We start from the raw sequence: 26,444 nt of genomic DNA on the forward strand, positions 1-26,444 counted from the left end.
CTATTAGGCCCCCGTGGTGGACTTGACCGCGACTGCGCGGATGTTGCGAGCATTCGAGCGCGCCGCCGGGCCGCCACCGAGCTTGACGTAAGCCCGCGAGGCCGAGATCGAGACGTGGTCGAGCATATACTGACGCTCCTCCCAGCCATCCCCGAGCGGCGTGGCCTTCTCTAAGGTGAGCGCGTTGGCGGCAGACCACACCGGCAGCCCAGCGTTGACACCCGTCTGAATCTTGGCCTCGAACGTCGAGTTGCCCGGCAGGTAAACGTCTAGGATCAAACGAATCTTCGAGTCGGTCCCGGCCTCAAAGGCGCGCGTGATGTAGTCGCCGTTCGGCTGGATCGATCCCGCAACGACTTGCAAGAAAGGCAGCATGAGAGTCGACAGGCTGGACGTGCCCGTGATCCGCATGCGGACCTTCAACGTGCCGGTGATCGAGACCGGAAGTTGGATGTTCACCGCCGGGGCGGTGACGTACTTCGCACCGTCCGGGGCCTCGAACTCGATTTCGATTGCCGTCCCTTCAGGGCGCTCGGCCGCGATCAGCGGCATGAGGTCCGAGCAGTTCACGACATCGACCGTGCCAACCTCGATAGAACGCGCCGCCGGCGCATACTTCGCGCAGCGCAGACGGAAGCCCAACGACCGACCCGGCTTCGGCAACCAAGTGCGCGAGTCCGAGCCGTCGAGGAATGTGCCAAGCGGGAACGCGTTGCTGGTCACCCAGCCGTTGAGCTGGTCAAAGCCGCCCAGGTCGGCGATAGCGACCGAGTGCGTCGCGTCGTCGGTGAGGAGCGTGATCGCATAGCTGCGATCCTCGCGCAGCGTCACGGGCCGGGCGAACGGCGCATAGGTCCAATCGGACTCGACGCGCGGCGCGACCGAGAGCGGATCGATGACCGTGACGGCGTTCATGTCGATCAGGGACTCGGCGACAACGCGCTCGGTCGGGATTCCCAGCTCGACTTCACGAATCTGGAGGCGCACCGGCTTGCTGCGGTCGCCGACCTTGGTGAACTTGACATCGACACCGAGCGCTTGGCGCGGCTCGCTCAAGCGGAAGGTCTGCGCGAGCGGGTCGGCACTGTACCAATAGGTCGTGACGACCGTGCGCTCGTTGTTGATGGTGGTGAGCCACCCATAGGCCGTATAGAGCGCGTCGGCCTTCGAGCCACCCATGCCCTCGAACGCGACGTGCTTCACGCCGACCGGCACGCCAGCCGGGATTTGGAACGCAGAGACAACGGTCCCATTGCCATCAGCGCGCACGTTCGGCGGGGTCACGTCGATATCGTCGAACGTGACCTTCTTCAGGACTTCGTTGAAACCCCACTTGTGGATCGTGAAGCCGACCGACCGCTGGCGGATGTTCTCCTCCGCAGTCGTGACACTGTTCACGATGCGGTCGGTCGTTTGGGTCGAGGTGCCGATCAGCGGCCCGGCCGCAAAGCCGGTGCGCTGCCATGCCACGCGAGACGTGAACACGGAGGTCCACACGTTCTGCGTATCGGTCCACAGATCGACGGACGGATCGAGCGTGACATCGGTCGGGGGCGGCGCGAACGACGCATAGGGGTTGATCTTGGACTCGCCCGTGATCTGGCGCTGCTCGAACACGTTCTCGCTGGTAAAGGCAAGCGTCGTTGCTGACAGCGGCATGATCGAGACGGTCGGCGTCACCGGCAACCACAGCAGGCCGCCGAAGATCGCGCCCGTCTGCGGCAGGCCCTGGTCCCGCATATCATCGTCGAGCAGCGGATCGACGAACACGCCGCGCTTCGACGACACTTCCTTGCGGTCTACGTCCCGCTGAAGCCGCTCTTCGGCGACAAGCGCATAGAGATCGCCGACCATCGTTTCGAGGCTGCGCAGATCAGCAAATGGCATGCGGATCGTCGCGACCTGTTTTACAGTCGGGACAAGCCCCCAATTGTTGTAGACATCGGCGAGCTTGTGAAGCGTCGGGGCGACCGTGGCAGGCTGCGGCGCGTAGAGCGAGCTGATGCCCTTCAGGTAAGAGATCGCACCCGCCTGATCGACCACGATGGCGTCATAGCGCGGCAGCTTCGTGTCATACTTGACGAAGGCCGTGGTGTCGTCGGCAGCGCCGGTGATATCGAACGAATCGCGCGTCACGTTGGTCGGAACCGCATTGGTCAGATAGCGATACGTGACCTGATAGGTGGAGCCCGGCGCGACTTCCGCACCGCTCGGCGACCAGTCAACAGCCGCGCCCGTCAGCTTGTAGTCGGCGGTCGGCGCATAGACGGTCGTGCCCTGCTTGACTTGCCGGATCGAAAGCACGGTAGGATCGGGCAACGTGTCCGAAACGCCGGTATAGGTGCCGTGCGTGAGCGTCACAGTCTTCTCGGCGATGATCGTGACTTCCCTCACGGCCGCGATCGGGGCAAACCGGACCTTGATCGTCTGCGTGCCGGAATTGACCGCGTGAGGCTCGTCGTCGATCAGCATGATCTCGGGCTCTTCGGTCACGCGCAGGCGAGCAGAAGCAGGCCGAGTGCGCTTGTAGCCGTAGACGTTGATCGTGCCTTCCGAGATGGTGAAGGCTTGCTTGCCGGTTTCGTCGAGGCCCAGCGCCTTGACGTTGAACCCCTCAACGACATAGCCGCCGTGCGCTTCCCGGTCATAGCGCGCGAGCAGGTTCGCCCAGGCATCGTCCATGCCCGGTTCGGTCGGCGTGTCGATCGTGCCGTCCTTGATCGTGTAGATCGGGAAGAAGTCGCCCTCCTCGCCGTCGCCCTCATAGCCCCAACGTCCGAGCATGGCGAGCGCGGACGCTCCCGGCTCGCCCTGAGCACGCGTGCCGGGAGCCATACCCTTAAGCGTCGGGTCCTGCTCATAGCTCACGGTGAAGGTACGCAGGCGAATGCCGATGACTACTGTGCCAACGGCTGAGATCGTGATGTTGCGCGCTTCGATGTCATGAACAGCGCCGCGAATGTAGACCTTGGCTGCCGCCAAGCGAGCTTCGACCGTGCCGTTGGTGATCGGCCCGAGCACGATCGCGCCGCCGCTCACGAGCGACCCGTCGCGCCAGAAGGCATCCGCAATGCCCTTCACGCGGTTCGCCTCAATGTCCTGAATGACATTGATCTCGTTGCTGGTCAGGAAGCGGTCATAGTGAGCCGCAAGACGCTGGTAACCCTTCGCCCGATCGAAGGTGTTGATGTAGGTCGGGAGTTGGTCGCGAGCATCTGCCATTAGATCACCAAGACGTAAGAGAAGCCCTGCCGAGAACTCGGGGACCGAGGGATACCGGCGAAGCGGTCGAGCAGAAGCAAGTATCCGGGTTCGGCCACTTCTTCGGGAGTCAAGTACAGTTGCCCTTCGGGCACTCCAGGCGCGCGCACACTGTCCACGAAGATGCCGACTTCGCGGATCGTCTCCGTCGCGGCTTCTAGGAAGTCGAATTGCGTCGCAACATACAGGTAGCGCGTCGCCGCGCTCGACACCGACCAGCGCTCGCCGCCGGGCGTGTAGAGGTTGCCGTTCGGGTCGGGCGTAACAAACTCAACCGCAGAGGCAGCGCGGCGTCCGATCTCGCCGGTCAGGGCAACGTCGCTCGCGCTCAGGGACGGCGTGCCGTAGACGGCCTGCGCTTGGACGGTCGCTCCCGAGGGGATCGCGCCGCCGTTGACGCGCGTCACAACACCGCTGTTCGGATCGAACAGGTAGTCAGCGGGCGATTGATAGGTCTGAGCACTGCCTGCGTTGTTCACCACGACCGAGGCAACGGGCGCGTGATCGAGCGTGAACTTCTCGGGCGAGCCCGCGAAGGTCTTGTTTTTCACGTCGGTCGCACCCCACCACGACGCCCCGCGTCCCCAGGCGAAGAACATCGGGCGAGCTTTGAGGGCGGCGGCCAGACCGGCGCGACCGCTATTAACCAGAAGTGCCATCAGGGCCTCCGTAAATGATGAAGGGTTCAAAGTTCCAAGACTGGCCCCAACGGGCGCTGGGCCACGGCATGAAGACAGTGTCGGCGAGATTGATCGTCTCGCCGGACAGCGCCGCCTGGATCGAGACAACGGACGGTTCGAGGACTTCGCCGTCGAGCTGCGAGCGGTCGAGAACGAAGCCCTCTTCGAAGCGCGCGGTCCCGGAGACCAGGCCGTCCGAGCTGCCCGAGATGTGCGCTCCAAAGTCGATCTCCTCGCCGTGCTGGCGACCGAACGAAAGCTTCGGCGCGATGCCCTCCAGATAGACGCCGGACCAATCGTCGAGCAGCGCACCGTCGAGGGGCATCATGTCGAGCCGCATCGGGCGGATGTCATAGCCGCCATAAACGCGTCCCAGGACGCTTGCAGCGCCCTTGGAGAGGTCTGCAAGACCGATCAGGTTGAGGAGCGTCTTCAGCTCGGGCTCGCCGTATAGGCCGATCTGGAACAGCCCAAAGCGAACGTCGGCATGCGTGCCCCGTTCATGCACGCCATTGAGGGCAAGCCACTCGAAGATGGTCTGGAACGCCTCCAGACGGCCACGGACGGTCTGCCAACGCTTGCCCTCCTTGTAGAGGCGTTGGTGATCGTCCATGAACGCAGCCGCGTCTTCGAGCCCCCAATGGCGCAGCAGCCACGGCAGCACGTCGTCCGGGATCACGTCGCGATAGCGAATATCCGCGATCTCTTGAATGATCGCCGCATACCGAGAGCGTGCGTCGGCCGTCCGAATAGCGGCCAGATCGAGCGGCGTGGAGTTGCGCGGCGCGAGATCGACAAGATCGGTCATCAGTATGCCCGACCCATGAAATTGAGCTTGATGGTGCCGAGCGCTACCGCCTCGTTGGACGCGGTCACAACGACGCTGTTGGGCGCTGGCGAGACCAGCGACACACGCTTCACGCCGATCGTCCGCAGCGCGGCAATCGCGAAGTCGGACGTGAAGTCCCAGCCCAAGCGACGCTCGGCCGCGAACTCGGCGACCAGCGCCGCTTGTGATGCGGCCATGGTCGTGTCCATCGTGGCTTCCGGCAGAAGCCAAATGTCGGCCTCGACGTTGACCGTGCGGATCACCGCGCGGCCGACGGTGATATGATCGTTGTCCCCACGAACGCCCGGCTGATTGAGCGCAGCGCTCACCGTCGCGAGCAGATCATCGCTCGCCACGCCGCCGTTATCCTTCGAGAGGATGGAGACGACCACGCCACCTTTAGCATCGCCTGCAACGCCAACGTCATCGACGCGCAGCGGATCGGAGGCGAACGCATAGCGCTTATACCAGTTGTCGGTGAAGCCTCCCTGCCCCTTTTTGGTCTCACGAAGGCGGCGGCGCAGGTCTTCAAGCGCCTCGCCATCGGCCCGCGTGAGGTTCCAATCGGAGGCCAGTGCAATCAAATCCGCGCCCTGGGCGAAGTCGGTCAGCGTGGCGCGGAAGGTGTCGTTCATGGCCGAGACCATGAGCAGATCGCCATAAGCTGCGTGACGGCAGAAGCGGTTGAGTGGATCGGACCGCAGCATGTACGTGTCCCAATCGAAACCAACATCGGCGAGCAGGCCGCGTAGTTGAGCGAGGCGGCTGTTGAACAGCGTCTCGAACTCGGGCTCGCGCTCGATGACGGGCAACGGGATATTCGGGAGCGGAGCGTCCATTACACGTAGCTCCCCACGATGACATTGTTCGCGACCACGACGCGGCCCTGAGCGTCGCGCGCTTCCGAGTAGTCGCCAAGGTGACCACGCGGGTAATAGATGCCGTCGATGTCGAACGTCGCGTTGCCTTGGTCCGTCATATCGGAGAGCGTCATTTGAATGATGCGAAAGCGCGGCTCTTCAGCCATGAGCGCTTCGGGGTTGATGCGATTGATGGCGTCTGGCACGGCCGCATAGAACTCGATGACCGTCACCTGAGACACGGCACGATCCACAAGGCGCGGCATCTTCGAGCCGAAGTCACGGGCCATCACGAGCGATCCGATGGTGGTCCCGAGAATGGTCGCAATCGATTGCCAGACATCGTCGATGCCTTCCAACTTCTCGCCCGTGGTGAGATTGATCGTCGCCATGAAGCGCACCGTGACGCGTCGGCGCACTGCTCGACAGTCCGTTCCGATCGCCTACTAGCCGACCTTTGCGAAGGTCTGCTTCGCCGGTCCGGCTTCGGTGACAACCTTGTCTTCCGGCATATCGTTCTTGTCCTCAAGTCCGAGGTAAGTCTTGCCGATGGTCTTGAAGGCGGTGGCCGTGTGCAGCGACTGCTCTGTCTTGGACTCGAACTTGTCGTCAGCCTCGACCACGACGTTCTTCGCCTTCAGCGTGATCGTGCCATCCTTCATGACGATCTTGCAGCCCGAGCCTTCGAGAGTGATCGATCCCTTGTCTTCGATGCCCTTGATCAGCCAATCGCCAGTGTTGCGGTCATAGGAGATTTCGCCGAGGATTTCGCTATCTTCGCCTTCCTGGCCGTCCCCGCCGCCATCTTGGCCGCCCTCACCGCCTTCACCGCCCTGCCCGTCGTTGCTCTTTGGCTTCTGGAAAATCTTGCGCCAGACCCCCGCCTTGTCCGTCGTCTCCTTCTCGTCCTCCTGCTCGGTGTACTGCCCGGCGGGCATGACATAGGCGGTCGCAAGCTCACCGCCTTCGGCCAAGAGCGCGACCTTCTCGCCCTTTTCGAGATAATGCGTTTCGCGGTCGCCCTTCGCGCGACCTCCGGTCGCCGGAAGCCAATCGGTCAGGATGTAGTTGTCTTCGTCGTTCTCGTCGCCGATCTCGATCCGGTAGGAAGGCGGGCTCCGCTTGTAGTCCACCTCCTTCACGCGCCCGAACTTCACCACGTCCTGGGCGCGACGGTCGATGTCCGTCGCTTCCGGGTCCGAGACGCCGCCGGTGTACGCGGGATCGCGCAGGAACTTGACCATATCACTCCCCGCGCAGGAACGCTTCGAGCGCGTCCGGGTCGTTGGCGCTCGCCCGAGCGCGCCAGTTGGTGCGATACTTGATGTTCCAGACGAGACCGATCGCGCCGATCGGGCGCTTCACCTGCTCGGTCACCACGTCGATGTCGGACTCAATGAGCCTGATCTGCGCCGACTCGAAACCTGGGATCATGAAGCCGTCGATCGCCGCTTCGATCTCTTCGGCCATATCGTCGAGCGCGTCGTCCACCTCGCTCCCGGCGAGCAACATCGCTTCGGTGACAAGCGTGAGATTACGCTCGACATGGGTGGCGTCGCCCTCCACGCCGTAATCTTGCGGTTTGCCCGTCTCCTCCATGCGCGCATAAACAAGGATGGCAGGCCCGTCCTCTTTCAGCTCTTCTTCGCTGATTGGCGCAAGGCGGCTTTTGTAGACACGCGATTGAGCACGCGTGCGGAAGCTGCCGTCTGGCAGACTGTTCTTCAGCCGGTCAACGAACGACACGCGAATGAGCTTGCGGGGATGCGCCATGTCAGTCGTTTGCCATGAGCAACAGCAGCGTCATGCCGGTGCCATCCGGCCGCTTGTCCTCGATCCGATATTCCTGATCCTTGATGGTCAGGGCCTCGCCTTTCCGGCCGCCCCTGAGCAGATCGGACGTGCGACACAGGAACGTCGGGCCGGTGGACGTGATGCTCGCGCCCATCTGCGCCTGGAACTCCGTTCCGCTCCAGCGGTTCGGGTTCCAGTTGCTTCCTTCGTCGTCGAAGAGACCGGGGATCGGCTTCGGCTCGGCACCGTTGGCGCGCGAGACATACATCGCCTCAACCCCGAACTCGCCGGGGTTGAGGAAGATGAGCAGATCGTTGTCGGTCTCGACGGGCATCAGACGCCCGCGTCGCGCAACGCCAGCGCTGCGTCGATGTCAGCGTCCGAGATGCCAAAGCCGACGATGTCCTCGACCGCCTTCTGCTTCGGCTTGCCCGCGCGAGCGCCGGACTTCCAAAAGTCCTTCTTCTCGTCGAGCAGATCGAGCGCGTGCATGATCTCGGCCACGCGATTGCTCGCGCCGTCCGCCTGTTGAGTGGGAGGGGCATCAACGGCGGACGGCGCGTCGCCGGGGGCACCACCGGCGGTCTCGGCGCCAGGAAGGTCGCTGGCAACGTCGGCGACGGTCGCCGGTTCGGCGGCGTCCTGTTCCGGCGCAAGCCGGACGCGGGACGGCCCGAGAGCCTTCGCGTCAAGCTCGCTGAAGTCGTGGATCGTGCCGGGGGGATGGTAAATCCCCCCGCGCTTGATCGTCACCAAACCCTCATAGAGCGGCATGGCTTAGAGCACCTTCGCGCCGAGCGTGCCGTTCACGCGGTACGGCGCGATCAGCGGGGCCGACTGACCCAGGATGTAGCGGACGCTCGGGTCCTCCTCCTCCCAGGACTTCACGAAGAAGGCGCGCGGCTGAATGCCCGCCTTCAGGTCCCGGATCGCGCCGTAGTGCCGGACGCCCTCGATCTCACGCGAGGCCATCACGATCTCACCGGCCGGAAGCACGTCCTTCTCCAGGCCATCGAGCGGGTCGATGTACTTGTCGGAGTGCACCCACAGGCGGTAGTCGCCGAACACCGCGACAAGCCGGATGCCGGGGGTGATCAGGATCGGACCCAGCTCGGCACGCGCCGCCGAAATGGTTTCCTTGGTGTTGTCGATCTGAAGACGCATCGCCTTGCCGACAGCGTCGGTGTCCGGCGCGGCCATCTTCGCGCGGATGACCTTCCACACGTCGGCGGCCATGATCACGTCACGGCAGGTCAGGCCGGACTCGATGAAGATGTCCTGACCCCACTGCTCGATGTCGTCGAGCGGGTTCACCGCCGCGTTGCTCCACCGATCGTTGCCGGTGAGGACGACGGTTGCTCCGGCGGCGCGGCCGAAGTCCACCTCCTCGCGGGGATAGTCGTCGCCTTCGAGAATCAGCTTGCCGGTGCGGAGCACTTCGGCGGCCATGATATCCTGGCGACGCGTCCACATATCGAGCTGTTCCGACAGCGCGAAGGCGATCGAGGCTTGCAGACGCTGTTCGGGCGTGAGGCTGCCGCCGATCTTCTCACCGGCGCGGCGCTTGAACTGCTTGTTCGGATCGAAGACGCGCTTGTCCTTGACGTAGGCCGGGGCGATCGAGGCAGTCTTGTAGCCCTGCTCGCGGATCACCTTGCCAGCCACGATCGGCGAGACCAGCGGCGTGATCAGACGCCGACCCTTCACCTTGTCGAACTTGACATCCTCCGTGTCGGAGGTCTCGACGGTGGTGAAGAAGGTGTTGAGGAAGAAGAACGCCGAAAGCGGCAGCTCCTCCACAACGCGGTTGAGGGCGGTAGTCGAAAAGAGGTCCATAGTGGGGCTTCCCGTTGAGATGCTTAGTTGGAGTCTCGGTTAGCCCATCGGCTTCACGAGCCAGATCGACTTCGTGCGGAAGACCGCATCGATCGATCCGAGGGTGTGGCCTGCGCCCAGCACGAGCGCGTCCTGATCGAACTCACCGGCGATGAACACGATGGTTTCGACATCCTTCGTGGTCGCATCGACCCCTTCGGACAGGATCGCATCCGGCACTTCGGAGCCATCGGTAGCTGCCTTCAGCGATTTGATGTACTTGCCGTTGGCGGTGATCTTGCCGAGCACGGTCGCTTCCGCGAGCACACCCGCACCGGCCGGGATGGTGACCTTGCGGGCGCGCCAATGACCGAGCGCCCAGGTCTTCTGGATGAACGTGCCTTCGTCCTGATACTTCGCCACTGTTGCGGCTCCTTAGTTAGCGGTCGCGGCCTTGAAGGACGCGAGAATTGCGTTGACGGCGGCATCGTCGCCCGTCGCGGACTCGGTGGCACCGGCGGGCGACACGTCGGCATTCGCCTTGGTGTCTTCCTTGATGTCAGCGGCGCGCGTGGTGCGCTTGGCCTTTTCAGCGGCCACGATGATCGCCGAAAACTCATGAGCCGAAGAGCCCGTTTCGATAGCCCTCGCGGCTTCGGCCTCGTACCCCGGCAGCGTGAGACCCATGATGTCGGTCACGCGCTTGCGCTCGGCAGCGCGTGCTTCGGCAGCCGCGTCCACTGTCTCGACAGTCGTGGTTGCGGCAGTCTGCGTGGTGGCTGCCGAAGCAGCGGCGGCAGCCGCAGCGGCGGCGGCTTCAGCTTCGGCCGCCAACTGCTCAGGGGTCTTGTCCATAGTCTCACTCTCCATTTGGCCGGTGGCGGCCGGGTTGAATCCGAAGGATGCCTTCGGGCTATCGCCGCGAGCGAGGCTCGCGAGAACCTGTTCGAACGTTGCGATGCCATCGGCCATTCCGGCGGAAACAGCCGCCTGACCAATCAGGACATCGCCCTGGCCGAAATGTTCGAGGACGTGATCGACGCTCTTGCCGCGATACTTCGCGACCGTCTCGACGAACACGGCAGCCATGGAGTCCACACGCGCCTGGACGCGGTCGCGGCCTTCCTTGGTGTTGAGATCGACGCGCTTGTATGGGGACTGCGACGACACGAACTCATAGGTCTTGATGCCGCGCGCGGCGTCCTGGCCGGACGTGTCCCTGTAGCCCGAGACGACGCCCAGCGATCCAACGCTCGCGGTCGGCCCGACGAAGAACTCGTCTGCCGCAACGGCCGTCCAAAGCGCTGCGGAGGCCGCCTGATCGCCTGCGTAGGCCACGATGGGCTTGCGGCCCCTGATGTCGTGGATCGCGCTGGCAAGCTCCGCAACGCCCGCCGCCTCGCCTCCGGGTGAATGGATGTTGAGCAGGATCGCGCGCACCGAGGCATTGTCCATCGCGGTCTGAAGATCGCGCCGGACGGTCTCGTATGCGGTCGCGCCGCAGAAAGTCGTCATCAGATTCGCGCGCTTGAACAGCGGGCCGGTCACGTCGATGATCGCGACACCGTCGCGAACCGTCGCGCGCTCGGCACGCGCCAGCTCTTGCGCGCGGTAGGCTTCGAGCATCTGCGGATCGAGGCGATCTTGCCGCGCAGCGATCTCCATCATTTGACGCAGTGCTGCTTCGTCGATCGCCCAATTGGCGGTCAGCGCAGCATCGAAGATCAGCGGATTGCGGACGTTGATGGTCATTTATCGGCCTTCTTCGGCTTCTTCGGTTCGTCGGTCGGCTGCTCGCTCACGTCTTCCTTGACTTGCGAGCCCATGCCGGACGGCGCGAGGATTTCGGGTTCGAGCTTCGCGGCGGCCCGAGCTGCGTGTTCCTTGGCCCGTTGCGCGGTGGTCTGCTCGAAGTCGTCGCCGCCGCGCTCGATGATGACGGCTTCGACGGTGCGAGCACCGAGGTTCACGGCTTCGGTCTCGGCCTTCCATTCCTTGAGCGGGTCGAGGATGATCCGAGCCGGGCCGATCCACTGCGCACCGAGCCACGCCGCGCGCTTGACCGGGTCCTCGAAGAAGCCGGGCGCGGTGATCAGACCGGCGTTGATCGCGTCGGTCATGAACCACTCGTAAACGGGTTCGCAGAAGTTGCGGACAAGCCACGTCCGGCGGTCGCGGAAGAACATGGCGGCCATTTCCAGGGCCGCACGCGAAGCGCTGTAGCTCGCCGTGAAATGCAGCATGAGCATTTCGAACGGGATCGAGAGTGCGACGCCGATCTGCCGCACGACGGACGTGAAGAACGGATCGAAGTTGGCGGTGTTGGCGGGCTGAGCGGTCTCGATGCTCTCGTTGGTGCCGATGTCAACGACCGTGCCCGGCCCCATCGTGACTTCGCCAGGGCCGAAGAAGTCGGCGCTGGTTGGATGCTGCCCAGGCGCAACGGCGGGTGCCAGGCCGTCGTCCCCATCGGTCTTCAGGAAGACCGTGAAGAACGACGACACGACCGCCTTCATCAGCTCGGCGTCGGTGAAGCGGTCGAGCTGCTTCAGAAGCTCGATGACCGGCGCGAGCTGCGGAATCCCACGATGCAGGCCAGGGCGAAGGCGCTCGAAGATGTGCAACACCATCTGCTCGCCAGACTTCGCCCCGAAGGCGGGAATCTCGCGATAGTTGGTGATCGTATAGTTCGGGTTGTCGCCCGGATGGTCGTCGAGAACGTAGTAGCTCACCGGCGCGCCGTCGTCGTCAATCCTGACGCCGTCGCGCACGTAGTAATCGCCCTGCTTATCGGTTGGGGTCGCGACGCGGTCGGCCTCGACCACGTTGAGCGCGAGAGGCACGATTGCGTTGGGGCGCTTTGGCGTCCGCCGCAAAACGAACGTGTCGCCCGACTCGAACACGCTGTTGAAGACCAGCGACTGAAGTTCGTAAAAGTTCTGCGCGAGCGAGATGTCGCAGAGCTTGGACTGAGCCCATAGGTCGAACAGGGTCTCGGTCTTGCGCTCCCACTTATCGGCCGCATCCGGGCTGAGCCCGAGCAGATCGTGCTTGATCTTCGAGCGGGCGCGGAGCCCCGAGCCGACGATGTTCGCACGCGAGGTCGAGCGCGCGCCGGTGGCGATCGGATTGTTGCGGTTGAGGTCACGCGAACGGCTGCGAAGCGCGGGGAGATCGCCGATCGAGTCGCCATCTGCCGAGCCGCCGTGCGGACGCCACGCCTTCAGGGCCGCCCGGTTGCTCCGCGCACCGGCGTACTGGCCTGCAAGGTTCAAGGCGATCCGTGTCTGATAGCGCCGCGTGGCGTAGGCCGGTGCGACGCTCGCCAGAAGGCGGTCGGTAAACGTGGGTGCGGCGAGCTTCATCACAGCGGGATCACCCGCTGCATCTTGATGCCGCCTGCCTTCTGGCGAGCTGCCTGCTTTTCGAGACGCTGCGCGCGTTGATCGAGCTGCCGCAGATCGGCGCGCCAAAGCTCACGATCCTTGACCGTGTAGCGCTGACCGTTCGACTCAACCGTGCTGATCGAGTTTAGGGTCTCTTCAAGCTGCTCTTCGACGCTCTTTGCCATGTCCCGAAGCTAAGGGACGTGGCCTCATCGAAAGAGATCGTTCCGGTATCCGTTAGCGCGAGCGCGGTCGCTTGGGATCGAAGATATCGACATCGTCTGGCGGCACGGCACCTGCCAGATACACGCGCAATAGCATCTTGATCGTGCCCGAGACAGCAGTCTTGCCCTTCTCCATATTGTAGACGTGGTCGGTGCCGTGCCGCTCCGACAAGCCGAGCGCGCGCACAAGCTCTTGCGCGGTAAGCGGGCCGCCGCCCGCTTTCCACATGCGGCCCAGCTCCACGCGAGCCTTCCGAATATCATCGCCGGTCATGTCGCTCCTCACGACTGCACACCACGGCTGCGGATGCGCCGCCTGGGTGCGTGGCTGCGCGCTGCTACTTCTTCCCGAGACTGGCGCGGCTCCTCCTCCCGGACGCCCTTTGACTGCACAGGGGCAGCATTCAGGACGTGGGCCGCCGCAGCGCGGAGCGCCATCATGCGACGCTCCATATTGATGCCAAGCGAGAGCCGTGCGGCGATGTTGTAGACGCGCAGGTCCAGCGGCTCGTTGCGCTGTTGAACCTTGTGCCATTCCTTGACGGTAAAACCCTTCTTGTCGGTCTTCAGAATAGCCTTTTCAGCAGTCAACCCGTCGAAATACTTCTTGTCATAGTGCTCGGCGATCGGGAAATGGCAGTATCCAGGCCCCGGCTCCTGAATTTCCAGGCGCTTGTAGTGCATGTCTTTCGCCTGATCGACGCCCAGGACGAAAATGGTCACGTTCTTCGCTTTGTTGACGGTGCCCTTTACCGGCCAGATCGGCCGACCGGGACCAGCCATGCCTTTGATAGCGTACACGCGCCTCCCCATGCGAGTACGAACGAAGTTATAGACGTGCTGGGTGAAGTGTCCGCCCGAGTCAATACACGAAGCCTCGACCCGCATCTCAACGCCCGCTGGGTGCTGGAAAGTCCGCAGCAAGGCATTATCGATGACCTCCCAAAATCCTGGCGTGTTCGGCACTCCGTAGTGCACCTTGTAGTCGAGTGACCATGACTCGTCGTCTGCCCCCCATCCACACCACTCGATCTCGGCCCGGTCGTCCTGAATATCGACCGACGCGGTGATCGTGCCGACGCCGAACGGAAGGACGACAGCAGCATCATACTCCTCGCGGCGGCCATAGATGCTGTCCGGGTTCGCACGCTCGCCGCGCTCCTCCCAAGTCTCGGCAAGCCGGGTGTTGACCCAGGTCTTCAACCGCTCCGGGTGCTTGCGCACGAGCACGAAGTCGCGCGCCATCTCGCCCAGGGCACGCCACGGTGAGGCGATACGGTTGAGATGGAAACCCGCGTGCCCCTTCACCTCCGGGCGCGTCGCAATCCAGACGCCGCGCGAGATCGCTTTCAGCCGCTCGGCCTCGCTCCAGGCGCGGTCGCAAAGCTCGCCGGTCTCAGGGTCCATGTATTCGCAGTGATAGCGCGCCTCCATCGGCTTGCCGTCCGGCCAGCGAACTTGCTTCCACTGCAAATGCTGCATGTGGCCGCATTCCGGGCACGGCACGAAGAAGCGCCGCTGATCGCTCTCCTCATAGGACGCCTCGATACGCGACGCGCCCTTGATCGTCGGCGTCGAGACCAGCGCGATCTTGCGATTCCAGAACGTCGTGGTGCGCTCGATCGCCAGCGAGACGGGATCGCCTTCTTTACCAGCGCTCGCCTCATAGCGATCGACTTCGTCGCAGAGCAGTATGCGGATCGGACGCGACGCGAGCGACGCGGGCGAGTTTGCACCCGCCATCGTGATATGGCCGCCCGCATACTTCTTGTGGAGGATCGTGTCTTCGGAGTCGCGCGCAGCGTTGCCGAGCTTCGCGGCGAGCTCGGGCGTGTCGCGGATCATCGGCGCGAGACGATCCTTCGAGTATGCCTCTGCCATCTGCAACGTCGGTTGCAGGATAAGCATCGGGCAAGGATCTAGGTGGACGTGATAACCCGCGACGTTGTTGATCACTTCCGTCTTCACCGTCTGAGCCGCGACCATGCAAGTGATGATCTCGGTCTCAGGATCGGCGAAGGCGTCCATGATGCCGCGCGACGGCTCGACTCGTGCCGTGGACCATTTGCCCGGCTCCGATGAAGCCTCCGGCGAGAGCACGCGGTATTCGTCCGCCCATTCCGAAACGGTTAGGTCCGGCGGCGGACTGAAGCTTTGTGCAATGATCTGGCGCACCTGGGCGCGAAGCCGCGTCTCATACGCGGGATCGGCTCCATACTCGGCCAGGACGGCGATAGCTTCAGGCATCGGGCTTGCGCTTGTATTCAAAGCAACGCTGGCGCGCGTCCGTGCGCTCGCCGCAATGGATCGACTCCGCGCGCTTGCAGACTCCGATCCAGTCGTCCTGCTTTTCCCAGCCGGTGCACACCTCGCAACTGTTCGGCGGCCACCGCATCCAAGAAGGTTTGAACTCGCTACTCGCCATCTGCGGTCACTTCCGGTTCGTCCTGGGGCTCGGCATGCGGCTCTTCCTCGATCGGCGCGTCGGCGTAGGACTTAATTTCGTTGAGGGCTTCGAGGATCAGGCGCTCGACTTCGTTCACGAGCGTCTTCGTCCCTTCGGGCGAGCCAACTTCAAGCTGGATCGCAGGCCGTAGCTTCGACGGGATGCCGAGCAAGCGAGCCCGCGCGTTCGCGATCTCGTTGCTCAGCACCTTCACGACCATGTCGATCGGCCGGACAAGACCCATCTCTTGGGCCAACTCCAACTCGGATAGCTTCGCTTTCGCGATCTCGTTGCGGAGCCGCGCCTTGTCCATGGTGATGTCGTCGCCGCCATCGTTCACGGTCGCGGCTGTCTTGGCCTTCGCCTCGCCGCGCGCTCGCGCGAGAAGCCACTTCACGCACTCGGCGGTGTCATACTCAAACTGCTTTCCACGGCTGCCCTGCGACTTCACCGGCATGCCGTCCTCCGTCCATGAGCTGATGGTCGGAAGCGAGTAGCCCAGGATGTCCGCCAGCTCTTGGCGGTTAACGATTGTGCCCATGGCGCTACCGCACCGGCTGCAACTGCATCGGTGGCAAGCCGGGCTCGACGTTTTTGGCGATCAGGTCGCGGACCACGATATCGATCTGGCGAAAGGTCGAGGCGAGATCGCCGTCATAGTTCAACACGCAGCGGTCCGACTTAACGTCGGCCTGGGCGCGCTCGGTGCGGTGATCTTGCGGCATTTGGCCTGGACGGATCACCTCCAGAACCATGCCGCCTTGATGGCCGATCCAAACGCCCTCGTTGGCGTGGCGGACATCCTCGACCACGACACGCGTGGGGCTCTCGAACAGAAGCTTGTCGGCCTCTGTATCGATCCAGAAGTCTTCGCCCATGTAGTCGCGACCCGAGCCGCCCAGCCACTCCATCGCCTCGCGGGGCGACTTGCCCCCGAGCCAATCGGTGCGCGTTTCCTTCAGATCACCCTCAACCAGGCGCTCGGTGGTCCGGTGGTCGCAACCCCGGTAGGCCAGATAGGCGCGCAGCATCTCCTTCAGCGCGCCAGCGAACCGGCCACGCACGAAGCCGTGGTGCTCGATTAGATACCGAGCCACCGTGGTCTTACCGGACCCGATCAGCCCCTTGATGCCGACGATGATCATTCGCTCGATTGCTCCGTTGGGGCCATACGGTCTCCCACCGGATCGTTTCTTTCGAGGTTACTTCGGTATCCTTCGAGCATTACACATTGCCCAACGGACCGTTTTGCATTTTATCCGCCGCAAACTCGCAAGAATACCTATTCGGCACACGCGCAAGTAGGCTCTCCGAAAAGGGGTGTCCCAGGAACAACAACCGCCTCTTGAAAATTCGCACCTAGAAATGTGTCGAGGTCGCGCGTCACCCGCCCTGGGGGGCGCCCTGGGAGGACCCAAATACCCTTATTGCACCGCACAAAAGCATAATATTCTTCTGAGCAATGACCAAATAGGATAACGATGCTGTTTGGACGTAAGAAGGGATGAAATCGCCGCTACCAGCGGTTGCGGGTCGTCGCCAATTGGGCCATTGAAACGCCGCCGCTAGACGCCAGATTATGGCGTTATCCCAATGGCTTAGCTCATTACGGCGACAGCGAAGCGCGACGCTAGCGCGCCAAAGATCGCGAGGCGCTAAACGCGCACAAAACCATAGCTATCCCACTGATAAGTATACGTTCTTTTGGCTCTCACCCTCGTTTTATGGGTGCGCTTGCCCTCGCAATCCGGTCAAAGGCCGGCGGCGGCCGTTTTTGTCCCTTAAATCCGTTTGACGGTCCGCCGCATTGTGTGGCCTATGACGGACAGCGACGGGACAATCCCGCCAAGCAAACGGACGAAAGCCAAATGCTCGATTCAGCGCTCTTGAACGAATACCGCAGAATGCGCCTCGCTTATCCGACCCGTGATTGCGGCTTCGCGCTGCATTGGGCGCGCGCCAATGTCGCCAGCGGCAAGGCATGGGGAATTGGCTATCCCTCTTTCATCCCCGCCGCGACCATTGGCGCGCCTTTCAAGGTTGGCGGGGATTTCTGCCGCTGGATTGAGACTCCCGACCAATACGGACTCCGCTTTGTCGGCTTCGCTGACAACATCGCGCCGCGTTCGGTCCGCCATACGGGATGGTTTCTTGATGACGAAGGCATGGGCGAAAAGGCGCGCGGTGTTGTGTTCCGCCTGCCCTCGCGCAACGGCCGCGCGCTGCTAGTGGCTGGCATCGCGGACCCGTACAACAATGGCCCCGCCATTGTGTCGTTTGAGTCCACAGAAGACGAAACCACGGCCGCGATTTGGGCGGACCATTTGGCGGACCGTTACGCCTCTGCCGAACGCGACTATCAGCGCGTTACTAGCGCGCGCGCTCGTTTCGACGAATTGGCGGACCATATCAGCGGCGAGCGTAAGCAATGCCTCGCTTTGATCGCAGAACTAAAGCCCCGTATGCGCTCGTTTGGTCCCGCAACGTGTAAGGCGTTGCGCGGTGCGGTTGCTGATTTGCTCGAAAGCATCGGGCAAGCCCGGCAAGAGCGCGCTGACATTTTCGACGCGTTCGGCTCACATGCGGCATGGGAGTCCTAAGCCATGCCTAGCACTCGCTTTAACGTCACGGTCCGCCGTCTTTCCACGGGCACAGACTGGCACATTACGCATTTTGCAGCCAACGCGGAAAAGGCATGCGAGCGCGCAACCGATCGCGCGCGCCTCGCCTGCAAGCTGACACGCGCAAAAATCGCCGAACTACACGGCAAGGGACTCGCGGTGTTTCGCGTCGTCTCTTGCGAGGTTTCGCCCGATCAATCCCGCCCGATTTTTTGAACTAAGGACTCCACCAATGCGATTTTATGCCGCTTGCCTCGCCTCCTATAACAACGGCCGCTTGCATGGCGTTTGGGTTGATGCGTCGGACGATATCGACGCAATGCAGGACGCGATTAACGCCATGTTGCGCGCCTCGCCTTTCCCTAACGTCAAAGTGAAGCATCCCGAAACAGGCGAATTTGTTCCGAGCGCTGAAGAATGGGCGATTCATGATCATGAGGGATTCGGCAAGTTAGAGGAATACACGGGACTCGCCGAAATCGCGGAAATCTTCGCAATCAATGAAGTTGCCGAAGAACACGACATTCCGCTTGCCGTTCTTCGCGAGGCAATGAGCGACGCGAACGCAAGCGACGCGGAAAGCTTCATATCGGACAACTACCGGGGGAAATACGACTCTTGGCAGTCATTCGCTGAAGAGTTCATTCCGGAGTGTCACGACCTAAGCGGCATTCCCGATTGGCTGCAAGGCCGCATCGATTGGGCAGGCATCGGACACGACCTTGAGGTTAGCGGCGATTTCAGCGGCATCCGACATGCCGATGATTACTCTCTTTATGTTTTCTGGAATCACTAATTAGGAGCGCGGACAGATGCCTGAATTTATCTTGAACGTGAACGATTACCGCGCCTTTGAGAAGCTTGACGCGTTCACGCGCGGCTATATCGAAGCAATGTTTTTCACGGAAACTAGTCCCGCCTATGACTCGGACGAATGGCACACTCCGGAGTGCCAGAAAGCGCAAGAGGAGGGACGCGCGGACGGGACCATTCCAGGGGATGCCGCGTTTGATGATCTCACACCGGAAGCGCTCGCCGAAATCATCGCCGATTGCGAGGCTTTCCAGCGGGACAACGAATCACTCTTAGAGGCTGCTTACGAAACGCCACGCTATGACGCGGACCGTGCGGGAAATGATTATTGGTACACGCGCAACGGTCACGGTTGCGGGTTTTGGGACCGTGGACTCGGCGAGGTTGGCGACAAGTTGAGCGACGCTTGCCGCCATTCCTCCGTTGATTTGTTCTACACGGAAGCCGGAAAGGTTGGCATTGCATGACCGGCTTTTCCGTCACCTTTGAGCGCTATCTGCCGCACGATGACGCGGACGAAATTTGCGAGGCGGACGAAATCGGCTTTGTGGTCGAGTCTGTATCGTTGCGCGACGCAATCCGGATTGGCTTGGAATACGCGCGGCCGTCATGGTGCGGCGTTTGCGAGCCGGACAGCTATCCCGCGCGCTCCGTCCGCTGGATTTGCTTCTATCAATGGAATGATGGCACGCGCGAGTTTTTCGAGGGGGTACGCGAGTCCCGCGCGCTGCACATTCCCAACCACGTCACAGACGCAAGCCGTTCGCGTATCTGCCGCTTGTTCGGCATCAAGAGCTAAGGACTCCGACCATGACCAAACCCGAAACCTACACTCTTGAAGTTGAGTATACCGATACGTTCGGAGGCGAGGCTAACTACGCGTGGGTGAAACGCGAAACCCTGGAATTGCCGTGCGGCCTTTCCGACCGTGCTGTTATGCGGCGAGCAAAGGCCGCGATGGGGCTTAGCGGCGTTCGCGGCCGTTCTTACGTGAATGGCGATATGTGGGAATTTCGTCCGTATCGGTCCTGCACCGTCATGTTTGCCAACGTCCGTTATTGAGGCGCGACAGATGATTGCTATCAACTCGATTTCCGATTTCCGCGCCGCTGTCCGAAATGGCCCGTATGCTTGGCCCGGTGGCTATCCCCTCTATTTCGTCACTAGCGACGGTGCCGCGCTGTCATTCGACGCGGCAAAGGCCGAACGCCGCAACATTCTGGCATCGATCCGCGACAGGTCTAGCGATGGGTGGCGAGTCGTGGGTTGCGTGATCAATTGGGAAGACTCCGAGCTGGTATGTGACCACACCGGCAAGCGGATTGAATGCGCATACGCAAACGAATGACGCTCGCCTGCACATAGCCGGACCACACCATAGAAGCCTTGCGGCGGACTCCTAGCGGACGTCCGCCTTAAGGCGTTGGGAAGGCCGCACGGCGCGGCCTAGTCGAGAGGATACCGGAATGAAGCATCTCGTTTGCGCGGCATTGGTCGCGCTCGCCTGTCCCGCCTATGCGGCACCGTCCGCTAGTGACGTGAACAAGATCATTGAAGCGCCAACAGACGCAAACCTAGAGGCTTTTGACGGTCGCTTCGGAGACGGTGCCGCGCGCGAGGCGCTAACGCCGCTTTGCGTATGGGGAAAGCCTGCTTACCTGCTTTCTCGCATGCCAGCGGGTCGCGCGGGATTTGACGCGCTCTTAGTCCGCCGTCCGAACGAACAAGCCCCGTTCTTTGTCATGCTCAAACGCGGACTCCCGCTATCAGCCGCATGCAGGATCTAGCTAGCGCATAGGAAGAACGGCCGCGCCTCGATTGTGCGGCCGTTTCGCTATGCGCTTAGGACGCGATCGATAGGAGGGAATCAGCCGATGACGCGCGGCCATAGTCGCGCGCGCTACGGTCCGCCGTGCGGTTTGCGGCGCGATCGAACGCGCGCGCGTGTTCACAAGGCTGTGACAAGGCGTCGCACCATGGCGACTAATCAGCAACCGCTAGGGCGCTGTGACGCGGTCCCGCGCGCGATTTGCGACCACGGGCAGGAAGTCATTAGGAGGCCGCTGGCGCGTGTCCCGTTGCGGGGTCGTGTAGTCGCGGCCGTGTGTCGGGACCGTGCTAGGCGGCGCGCGCTGGCGCGGCGCGAGGCGTCCAAAGCGCCCATGGTCCGACGACCCTCTAGGCGTGTGAGAAGGATTTTTCAGCCCGATCCGGCCGTAATAATGTTGCCGGGCATGTGCCAGCGATCGAAGTTGCCGGATCGAGGAATCGGGAGAGTCGATCTCCCGCGAGAAGCACCTGCGAAAAAAATTTTTTTCCCCGCGCGAGGTCTTTGTTAGCGGAGGGCCGCGAGGTCCACGCCAACCTCCCATAGCTCCCACCGCTTCGCGAGACAATACGAGCGGACGCGCTCGATTTCCCAACCTCGCATGTAGCTGATGATCGGCGCGATAGCGCCTGCGACGATCCCTGCCCTCACATCCGCCCCAGCGCAGAAGTGTGGCGCATCGATCCATAGCAGGCCGGTGCTTGGGGCCATCGAGCGCGGCGTAGTCGGTGGCATAATCGGAAATCTCGATCTCGATGCGGTCCACGGCAACGTCGCGTGCGACGACCATGCGAGCTTCCGGCTGGGCGATAGCTGGGCTCACCGAGGTCGCCACCGCGAGCGCGATGATCAGGACACGCATGCGGTCAAAGCCCATAGGGGGGGTGGGGAGTCGTTCTGCTCATTGAGCCTCGCCGATCGAGGGGGGTGGGAGTCGATTCGCTCATGGACCCTCTACCGCTTCGATGCGCCGAGGATTGCGCGGAAGAAGTGCTGCGGAAAGCGTGCCTGGACAACGCCGGACACGGTGCCCCTGAAGTCCCACACCTTTGCGATCTTCGCTTCGTTCTGGAGCACGGCCAGGGTCTGGAGCGGCTTCTTCGCGTTCCCCTTGCGGCGGACGACGAACACCTTCCCGTCCTTGCCCTTCACCTGGAACGTTTTCTTCTTCTGCCCATCCATGCGCTTCAACTGGCGGCGCACCACCGTATGGATCGGCGCGCTCGCGATCGAGCCATAGGGCTTGATCAGAATGCCGCCGGTGGCGAGTCGTCCGGTTGATGGGTCTCGCCTACTGCGGATCGACAGCTTGTTATCGGGGTGCTTGTCCGCGCCAGCGCCGACAACATGGCGCTCCATGTACTTGTCTATCGAGCCGACGACGGCGGTGAGCTTATTGCCGTTGGCAGGCCGGATGCGGATGCCCGTGAGAATCCAGTTGCGGCGAAGCACGAAGAGGCCGGGCACTTCGGCCTTCAAGGCAGCCTGGGCGTCCTTCGCGGTGAACGTGAGGGCCTTCGCCGTCGCCGTGTTGACGCTGCTCGTGCGCAACTGCTCGATGCGCTTGCGCCACTCCGCGTCGTCGAGCTTCAGCGTGAGTTGCATCAGAGATGGTCCCGCACGATCTGCTCGACCATGTCGGCCATCTCTTCGGGGGTGTCGGCCTTCAGCGTGACGATGGTGAAGCCGAGCGCGATCAGCTTCTTGTGCCGATCCTTCTGCGCCTTCGAGCGCGAGCCGGTGGGTGTCTTCAGCTCGATCGAGAGCAGACGGCCGCCGAACATGTAGACCCGCACGTCGGCCTCACCGGCGGTCATCCCCGTGACCTTGGCCTCCATGCGCTCGCGACGGCTGCGCTTGGCCCGGTTCATGTCGCCGGCGCATGTGAAGGGCAAGCCACGGTCCTCCATGTCGTGGAGGCGGGCAATGACGGCGGCCTGATAGCGCCACTCGGGAATGGTGTTGACGACGCGGGTTTCCATGCTCGCATGGTGGCGCGGAGACCGGCCGCGCAAGAGACTGATCTGGTCACCGTCCGCGTCTTACAATCCGGTTAGTACCGGATAGTCCGACTACGCACCCGCTCTGTGAATAGGCGGGATAAGTCGTGCGTTTGTTCACCCCTCCCGCCGAGTTGTGCCAGCTTTGCTGCTCAACTGATTCGTCGGAAAGGACGACGACATGGCATTGAGTGAAGCAGAGATCGCGACGGTCAAGGGGATGTTGCTGCGTGGAGATCGCCAGCACGACATCGCCGCATACTTCGGCGTCAACGGCGGGCGCATAGCCGAAATCAGTACGGGTCAGCGAGGGGTAGGCATCTCCGCATCACCGGCTGATGATCTTCCGCCTGCCGGTCCGTACATGGCCGGTCGATCGGCGTTGAGAGCCCGCGACACCCTGATCGCCCTGCGCGATCTGATCGTGCAGGCCATTGGCGACATCGACCTTTACGAACAGACCGAAGAGCCACGCTAGCGCCTAGCCTGCCAGGACTAGCCGCCCGTCCGGCAGGATGATGGGCTCACCGTGCACGGGATCGAACAGGCGGACGCCCACGCGTCCGCGCGATGCCATGCGGCACTCGGCCACGATCACCTGCCCGACGCTCTCCAGGGTCGCGACGATGTCATTGAGCACGGGGCGCTTCAGCCTGTTCCCGAAATTGAAACTGATGTCCGAGACAGTGATGCCGTTCGGACCCGCCTCGCGGACATAGGCCAGGACGCGATCCTGGGGGCTCAGGCCCCTTCCGACCCTTTTGGCCTGGCTGTCCACCACCGGCTCGGGAGCGGCCCCAGGCAAGCCCAGGGCGAACGCTGGGTGCCTCTCGGCCACGAGGGGCATGATCTCCGCCTGATCGAGCCACAGCGCCTCACGGAGGCCCGCTATGTGCGTCCCGTTGGCGGCCATGAAGCGGCGGCAGAGCTTCATGATGCGGTCGCTCTCGGTCGCAATCTGCTCTGCCAACGCGGCCCGCAACTCGGGGCGATCCCTCCAGTCGGTCGGCATGTCCCGGCGCAACTCCTTCATCGACAGGAAGATCGGATGGGCACGCGAGAGCAGGCCGACAAGCCTGGGGTCGAGCTTCGGCTTGGCGGGGACTCCCCTGTTAGGGCGGCCACGGCGGCGCACGGTATCTGCCGGGAGGATGCGGACGTGTCCGGCGATCTTGGAGACGAAGACCAGCCGCTTGCGGTGGAGATACCGGGCCGCCTTCTCGGCTCGATCTGGCGCGACCTGAAGAGCTGCGCCGAAGGCGCTCAAGGTCATCCCCTCCCTCGGCAGCGTGATGCCACCCAGCGTGGTCACCCACAGCTCGATCTCATTTTTGAATTTCATCCGTTCTTACGTCCGTCGCTGGGGAGGTTTCCGGGGTTTTGGGTTTCTATGTATATGCTCTCGTATTCTTAAATATATTCTATCATTCTATAATAACAAGAATACTAGAGCTATACATCATAAACCTAAAACCCCGAAAACCCCGTTTTTGCAACCTGTATAGCGGGAGGTTTTCAAAAAAACCCCCGAGGTTTTTTGGGAACCCATTTCCTATTCTTGTGACTTTTTGCAATTCCTATAACGGACTGCACGGAGGTCGCCCGGCGCATATCCGTTTTTTGACCTGATTGTCCATCCTCTACATCCCTCACAAAGTTCTTGCGAAACGGATATAAAGGATATATCCATGCCCCCGTGGTCGCCGCCGACTCGGCGGCAGGTAGGGACACCAACCATCGCCATCGCTGGTCTGACAAACGCGCCTTGAGCGCGAACGGGAGAACTTTGCCTATGAGCTATCCGACTACGCCGGGATCGAAGGGCGGCGGGGCATCCGAGGATGCCGCCAAGCGGATCGTGACGCGGGCCTCGAAGCTGCGCGCGGCGATCACCGCGCTCATGGCGAACGGCTACCGGCTGACCGCTGACGAGATCGCCACGCAGATGCGTGAGAGCGTCCTGGCGATCCGCCCCCGCGTCTCGGAGCTGGTCAAGACCGGCACCCTGGTCAAGCTGGCCGACCGCCGCAAGAACGTCAGCGGCATGACGGCGCACGTCCTGCGCCACAAAGACAGCCTCACCCCGGTCGAGCTGCCCCCGCCCGCCACCGCAAAGCCGCGCCGCTCCGCGCCGCGGGCATTGCACCCCGACCAGAACGCCCTGTTCGGTTGAGGAGGCGAGATCGATGACCGAGACCACCACCGCCTTCCTGCTCACCCACAACGAGATGATGCTCACGCGCCGGGCGCTCGGACTCGAGCACGGCAATTCGATCAACCGCAACCACGTCGCCTGCCACGACAACGGCAGCGACATCGAAGTGGCCGGACGGCTTGTCGGCAAGGGCTACATGGTCCGCGACCCCTCGCGCGACTTCGGCTCCATGCGCGTCTTCTGCGTCACCGCCGCCGGTGCCAAGGCGCTCGGCAAGCGCCTCCCCGCCGCTCACGTCTTCACCCCCGCCATAGCTGCCTGAGCCTCCTCCCCACTCTGCAACACTGCGCCTATGGATTGGATCACATGGGACTGCTGACCATGAAACTGAATGACTTTACCGCCGTCGCGGAGCTGATCAAGGAACGCGACTATCTGCGTTCGCTGGTGACCAAGGCCGAATTAGGCCACCCGGTCAAGGTCGGCAACACTGATGTGCGGCCCGACATCGCCTCGAAGTTTCGCCCAGAGCTTAAGCTGATCTTCGAGCAGCAGATCGCGGTCGTGGACGAGAAACTGGCGGCCCTAGGAGTCACCACCGATCAGGAAGCCGCCTGATCATGCGCGTGCTCACCAACGTCGAAGTGAAGATCGTGCCCCGGATGGCCGCTAATGGCCATCCTTTCACGGAACTGCTCCATACGTGGACCGAAGACGGCCTGCCTCGCAACGCGCTCTCACGCGTGAACTACTCCACGGCGGACACGCCGGGCAACCGCGCCTATCACATTCAAATGTTCAAACAACGGCAGGCGCGCTATGAGGCGCAGATAGGGCTATCAGAATGAGCCCGCGCCGCGACCGCATCCGAGACAAGGTGATGTCTCGCGTCGAGATCGTGCAAGGAACGGTGCTCGATACACCCTGTCACATCTGGACAGGGCCTACATCGGGGAGTGCCGGGCGAGGGAAGGATTATCCGAGGATGTGTCTCGATGGCGGCACCATGGCCGTCCATATTGTGATGTACGTGCTCGAACACGGTCCGATCCCTCCCCGCAAGCAACTCGATCATCGCTGCCGCACACGCCGCTGCGTGAATGCGGATCATCTGGAGATGGTGACGCACAAGGAAAATCAGCGTCGCCGCGACGAAGCCCGTCGCTTCGCTTACGAAGAGATCGCGGCTTAGGAGAACTGGACATGACGCGCCTTATCAGCGCGCTCGCTGCCGCGAGCGTGATCGCTACTGCCGTGCCCGCATCCGCTGGGTCCGAACTGGATGAGTTGATCAATACGGCCGCAGATCGGCACGGGCTCTCGCGCAGCCTTGTTCATGCTGTGATCCGCGTCGAAAGCAACTATAACTGCCGCCTCACTGGCCGCGCCGGTGAGCGCGGGATCATGCAGGTCAAGCCGGCTACCGCGCGGTCCGTAGGCGTGACGGGGAATCTATACGATTGCAGCACCGGCCTCAGCGCGGGGCTTCTGTATCTGAAGATCGCCATCAGCCGCGCCGGCAGTGGTTGCGCAGGAATCAGCCTCTATCAACGTGGGGTCTACGGGCGGCCTGCTTGCACTGCCTACGGCCGCAAGGTTCTGCGTGCGGCCAACGTGCGTTCGAGCGGTGCGGCGGCCGACACGTTTCCATAACCTTGCCGACTATTTCCGTCCTTTTCCAATTGACGGGTGGTCTTGGACGGAAATACATCGCGGTATTATTGTACTCTAA

37 protein-coding genes are annotated in these 26,444 nt (G+C 62.5%); 15 read left to right on the forward strand and 22 right to left on the reverse strand.

Translation table 11 applies throughout. From position 1 onward, the window contains the following. Positions 1-3 precede the first annotated feature (3 nt). Genes QX108_RS15780 through QX108_RS15870 form a run of 19 tightly spaced genes read right to left on the reverse strand, consistent with a single transcriptional unit; the run spans position 4 to position 16,440 of the window. Entirely contained in the window at positions 4-3,222 is a 3,219-nt protein-coding gene (locus tag QX108_RS15780) for a DUF4815 domain-containing protein (RefSeq protein WP_315786906.1), read from the reverse strand. Then, on the reverse strand, positions 3,222-3,920 hold the full coding sequence (locus QX108_RS15785; RefSeq protein ID WP_315786909.1) for a hypothetical protein: 699 nt from the start codon (positions 3,918-3,920) through the stop codon (positions 3,222-3,224). The genes QX108_RS15780 and QX108_RS15785 overlap by 1 nt, the downstream gene beginning before the upstream one ends. Continuing rightward, on the reverse strand, positions 3,904-4,749 hold the full coding sequence (locus QX108_RS15790; protein ID WP_315786912.1) for a hypothetical protein: 846 nt from the start codon (positions 4,747-4,749) through the stop codon (positions 3,904-3,906). The genes QX108_RS15785 and QX108_RS15790 overlap by 17 nt, the downstream gene beginning before the upstream one ends. Next, positions 4,749-5,609, reverse strand: coding sequence for a baseplate J/gp47 family protein (locus QX108_RS15795; RefSeq protein ID WP_315786914.1), 861 nt, complete (start codon positions 5,607-5,609; stop codon positions 4,749-4,751). Before QX108_RS15795 ends, QX108_RS15790 begins: the two co-directional genes overlap by 1 nt. Next, entirely contained in the window at positions 5,609-6,022 is a 414-nt protein-coding gene (locus tag QX108_RS15800) for a phage baseplate protein (protein ID WP_315741052.1), read from the reverse strand. Before QX108_RS15800 ends, QX108_RS15795 begins: the two co-directional genes overlap by 1 nt. A 54-nt stretch (positions 6,023-6,076) precedes the next feature. After that, the gene (locus QX108_RS15805; protein WP_315786917.1) at positions 6,077-6,874 is read right to left on the reverse strand and encodes a hypothetical protein; all 798 of its coding nucleotides are present in this window, start codon (positions 6,872-6,874) and stop codon (positions 6,077-6,079) included. Position 6,875: 1 nt separating this feature from the next. Further along, a complete protein-coding gene (locus tag QX108_RS15810) occupies positions 6,876-7,403 on the reverse strand; it encodes a hypothetical protein (protein ID WP_315786919.1) in 528 nt (175 codons plus the stop codon). A 1-nt stretch (position 7,404) separates the two neighbouring features. After that, entirely contained in the window at positions 7,405-7,758 is a 354-nt protein-coding gene (locus QX108_RS15815) for a head-tail joining protein (protein ID WP_315741049.1), read from the reverse strand. Next, positions 7,758-8,198 carry a hypothetical protein gene (locus QX108_RS15820; protein ID WP_315786921.1) on the reverse strand — a complete coding sequence of 147 codons (441 nt, stop codon included), beginning with the start codon at positions 8,196-8,198 and terminating at the stop codon, positions 7,758-7,760. The genes QX108_RS15815 and QX108_RS15820 overlap by 1 nt, the downstream gene beginning before the upstream one ends. Positions 8,199-8,201: 3 nt before the next feature. Beyond that, complete coding sequence (locus tag QX108_RS15825; RefSeq protein ID WP_315786923.1) at positions 8,202-9,260, reverse strand: major capsid protein; 1,059 nt, start codon at positions 9,258-9,260, stop codon at positions 8,202-8,204. A 39-nt stretch (positions 9,261-9,299) separates the two neighbouring features. Further along, the gene (locus tag QX108_RS15830; RefSeq protein WP_315786925.1) at positions 9,300-9,662 is read right to left on the reverse strand and encodes a head decoration protein; all 363 of its coding nucleotides are present in this window, start codon (positions 9,660-9,662) and stop codon (positions 9,300-9,302) included. 12 nt (positions 9,663-9,674) lie between these two features. After that, positions 9,675-10,991: a S49 family peptidase gene (locus QX108_RS15835; protein ID WP_315786926.1), complete on the reverse strand. Its 1,317-nt coding sequence runs from the start codon at positions 10,989-10,991 to the stop codon at positions 9,675-9,677. After that, a complete protein-coding gene (locus QX108_RS15840; protein WP_315786928.1) occupies positions 10,988-12,604 on the reverse strand; it encodes a phage portal protein in 1,617 nt (538 codons plus the stop codon). The genes QX108_RS15835 and QX108_RS15840 overlap by 4 nt, the downstream gene beginning before the upstream one ends. Next, entirely contained in the window at positions 12,604-12,810 is a 207-nt protein-coding gene (locus tag QX108_RS15845; RefSeq protein ID WP_315786930.1) for a hypothetical protein, read from the reverse strand. The genes QX108_RS15840 and QX108_RS15845 overlap by 1 nt, the downstream gene beginning before the upstream one ends. A gap of 52 nt (positions 12,811-12,862) precedes the next feature. After that, complete coding sequence (locus QX108_RS15850; protein WP_315786932.1) at positions 12,863-13,123, reverse strand: hypothetical protein; 261 nt, start codon at positions 13,121-13,123, stop codon at positions 12,863-12,865. Between the two features lie 8 nt (positions 13,124-13,131). Further along, entirely contained in the window at positions 13,132-15,096 is a 1,965-nt protein-coding gene (locus QX108_RS15855) for a phage terminase large subunit family protein (protein ID WP_315786934.1), read from the reverse strand. Then, positions 15,089-15,274 carry a hypothetical protein gene (locus QX108_RS15860; protein WP_315741040.1) on the reverse strand — a complete coding sequence of 62 codons (186 nt, stop codon included), beginning with the start codon at positions 15,272-15,274 and terminating at the stop codon, positions 15,089-15,091. The genes QX108_RS15855 and QX108_RS15860 overlap by 8 nt, the downstream gene beginning before the upstream one ends. Continuing rightward, on the reverse strand, positions 15,264-15,836 hold the full coding sequence (locus tag QX108_RS15865) for a terminase small subunit (protein ID WP_315741039.1): 573 nt from the start codon (positions 15,834-15,836) through the stop codon (positions 15,264-15,266). Before QX108_RS15865 ends, QX108_RS15860 begins: the two co-directional genes overlap by 11 nt. A 4-nt stretch (positions 15,837-15,840) precedes the next feature. After that, on the reverse strand, positions 15,841-16,440 hold the full coding sequence (locus QX108_RS15870) for a deoxynucleotide monophosphate kinase (RefSeq protein ID WP_315786937.1): 600 nt from the start codon (positions 16,438-16,440) through the stop codon (positions 15,841-15,843). A 723-nt stretch (positions 16,441-17,163) separates the two neighbouring features. On the opposite strand from QX108_RS15870, the gene QX108_RS15875 reads away from it, so the two are divergent. The 8 genes from QX108_RS15875 (at position 17,164) to QX108_RS15910 (ending at position 20,516) form a co-directional block, all read left to right on the forward strand. Continuing rightward, positions 17,164-17,895, forward strand: coding sequence for a hypothetical protein (locus QX108_RS15875; protein ID WP_315786939.1), 732 nt, complete (start codon positions 17,164-17,166; stop codon positions 17,893-17,895). 3 nt (positions 17,896-17,898) lie between these two features. Then, positions 17,899-18,132: a hypothetical protein gene (locus QX108_RS15880; RefSeq protein WP_315786941.1), complete on the forward strand. Its 234-nt coding sequence runs from the start codon at positions 17,899-17,901 to the stop codon at positions 18,130-18,132. A 16-nt stretch (positions 18,133-18,148) separates the two neighbouring features. Then, positions 18,149-18,712: an antirestriction protein ArdA gene (locus QX108_RS15885; protein WP_315786943.1), complete on the forward strand. Its 564-nt coding sequence runs from the start codon at positions 18,149-18,151 to the stop codon at positions 18,710-18,712. Between the two features lie 16 nt (positions 18,713-18,728). Next, a complete protein-coding gene (locus tag QX108_RS15890; protein ID WP_315786945.1) occupies positions 18,729-19,196 on the forward strand; it encodes a hypothetical protein in 468 nt (155 codons plus the stop codon). Beyond that, the gene (locus QX108_RS15895) at positions 19,193-19,528 is read left to right on the forward strand and encodes a hypothetical protein (protein ID WP_315786947.1); all 336 of its coding nucleotides are present in this window, start codon (positions 19,193-19,195) and stop codon (positions 19,526-19,528) included. Before QX108_RS15890 ends, QX108_RS15895 begins: the two co-directional genes overlap by 4 nt. Before the next feature lie 11 nt (positions 19,529-19,539). Then, positions 19,540-19,791, forward strand: a complete 252-nt coding sequence (locus tag QX108_RS15900) for a hypothetical protein (protein ID WP_315786949.1) — start codon at positions 19,540-19,542, stop codon at positions 19,789-19,791. A 10-nt stretch (positions 19,792-19,801) separates the two neighbouring features. Beyond that, positions 19,802-20,077 (forward strand): hypothetical protein, encoded by a 276-nt coding sequence (locus tag QX108_RS15905; protein WP_315786951.1) that lies wholly within the window; start codon positions 19,802-19,804, stop codon positions 20,075-20,077. A 118-nt stretch (positions 20,078-20,195) separates the two neighbouring features. Next, positions 20,196-20,516 (forward strand): hypothetical protein, encoded by a 321-nt coding sequence (locus QX108_RS15910; protein WP_315786953.1) that lies wholly within the window; start codon positions 20,196-20,198, stop codon positions 20,514-20,516. A gap of 995 nt (positions 20,517-21,511) precedes the next feature. Here QX108_RS15910 and QX108_RS15915 read toward each other — a convergent pair. Beyond that, the gene (locus tag QX108_RS15915; RefSeq protein WP_315786955.1) at positions 21,512-22,162 is read right to left on the reverse strand and encodes a hypothetical protein; all 651 of its coding nucleotides are present in this window, start codon (positions 22,160-22,162) and stop codon (positions 21,512-21,514) included. Next, the gene (locus QX108_RS15920) at positions 22,162-22,539 is read right to left on the reverse strand and encodes a hypothetical protein (RefSeq protein ID WP_315786957.1); all 378 of its coding nucleotides are present in this window, start codon (positions 22,537-22,539) and stop codon (positions 22,162-22,164) included. The genes QX108_RS15915 and QX108_RS15920 overlap by 1 nt, the downstream gene beginning before the upstream one ends. Before the next feature lie 199 nt (positions 22,540-22,738). Between QX108_RS15920 and QX108_RS15925 the strand changes: the two genes are divergently transcribed. Continuing rightward, a complete protein-coding gene (locus tag QX108_RS15925; protein ID WP_315786959.1) occupies positions 22,739-23,035 on the forward strand; it encodes a hypothetical protein in 297 nt (98 codons plus the stop codon). 3 nt (positions 23,036-23,038) lie between these two features. Here the strand turns inward: QX108_RS15925 and QX108_RS15930 are convergent, their stop codons facing one another. Then, on the reverse strand, positions 23,039-23,899 hold the full coding sequence (locus tag QX108_RS15930; protein ID WP_315786961.1) for a hypothetical protein: 861 nt from the start codon (positions 23,897-23,899) through the stop codon (positions 23,039-23,041). 450 nt (positions 23,900-24,349) lie between these two features. Between QX108_RS15930 and QX108_RS15935 the strand changes: the two genes are divergently transcribed. Genes QX108_RS15935 through QX108_RS15960 form a run of 6 tightly spaced genes read left to right on the forward strand, consistent with a single transcriptional unit; the run spans position 24,350 to position 26,365 of the window. After that, entirely contained in the window at positions 24,350-24,730 is a 381-nt protein-coding gene (locus QX108_RS15935; protein WP_315786963.1) for a hypothetical protein, read from the forward strand. Between the two features lie 13 nt (positions 24,731-24,743). Beyond that, positions 24,744-25,034, forward strand: a complete 291-nt coding sequence (locus tag QX108_RS15940; protein WP_315786965.1) for a hypothetical protein — start codon at positions 24,744-24,746, stop codon at positions 25,032-25,034. A 44-nt stretch (positions 25,035-25,078) separates the two neighbouring features. Next, positions 25,079-25,330 (forward strand): hypothetical protein, encoded by a 252-nt coding sequence (locus QX108_RS15945; RefSeq protein ID WP_315786967.1) that lies wholly within the window; start codon positions 25,079-25,081, stop codon positions 25,328-25,330. A gap of 2 nt (positions 25,331-25,332) precedes the next feature. Further along, positions 25,333-25,560, forward strand: a complete 228-nt coding sequence (locus tag QX108_RS15950) for a hypothetical protein (RefSeq protein ID WP_315786969.1) — start codon at positions 25,333-25,335, stop codon at positions 25,558-25,560. Then, positions 25,557-25,904, forward strand: coding sequence for an HNH endonuclease signature motif containing protein (locus QX108_RS15955; protein WP_315786971.1), 348 nt, complete (start codon positions 25,557-25,559; stop codon positions 25,902-25,904). Before QX108_RS15950 ends, QX108_RS15955 begins: the two co-directional genes overlap by 4 nt. Before the next feature lie 11 nt (positions 25,905-25,915). Next, on the forward strand, positions 25,916-26,365 hold the full coding sequence (locus QX108_RS15960) for a transglycosylase SLT domain-containing protein (protein WP_315786973.1): 450 nt from the start codon (positions 25,916-25,918) through the stop codon (positions 26,363-26,365). Positions 26,366-26,444: the final 79 nt, after the last annotated feature.

It is taken from the genome of Bradyrhizobium sp. SZCCHNR1002 (genome assembly GCF_032381435.1).
Classification (GTDB): domain Bacteria; phylum Pseudomonadota; class Alphaproteobacteria; order Rhizobiales; family Xanthobacteraceae; genus Bradyrhizobium; species Bradyrhizobium aeschynomenes.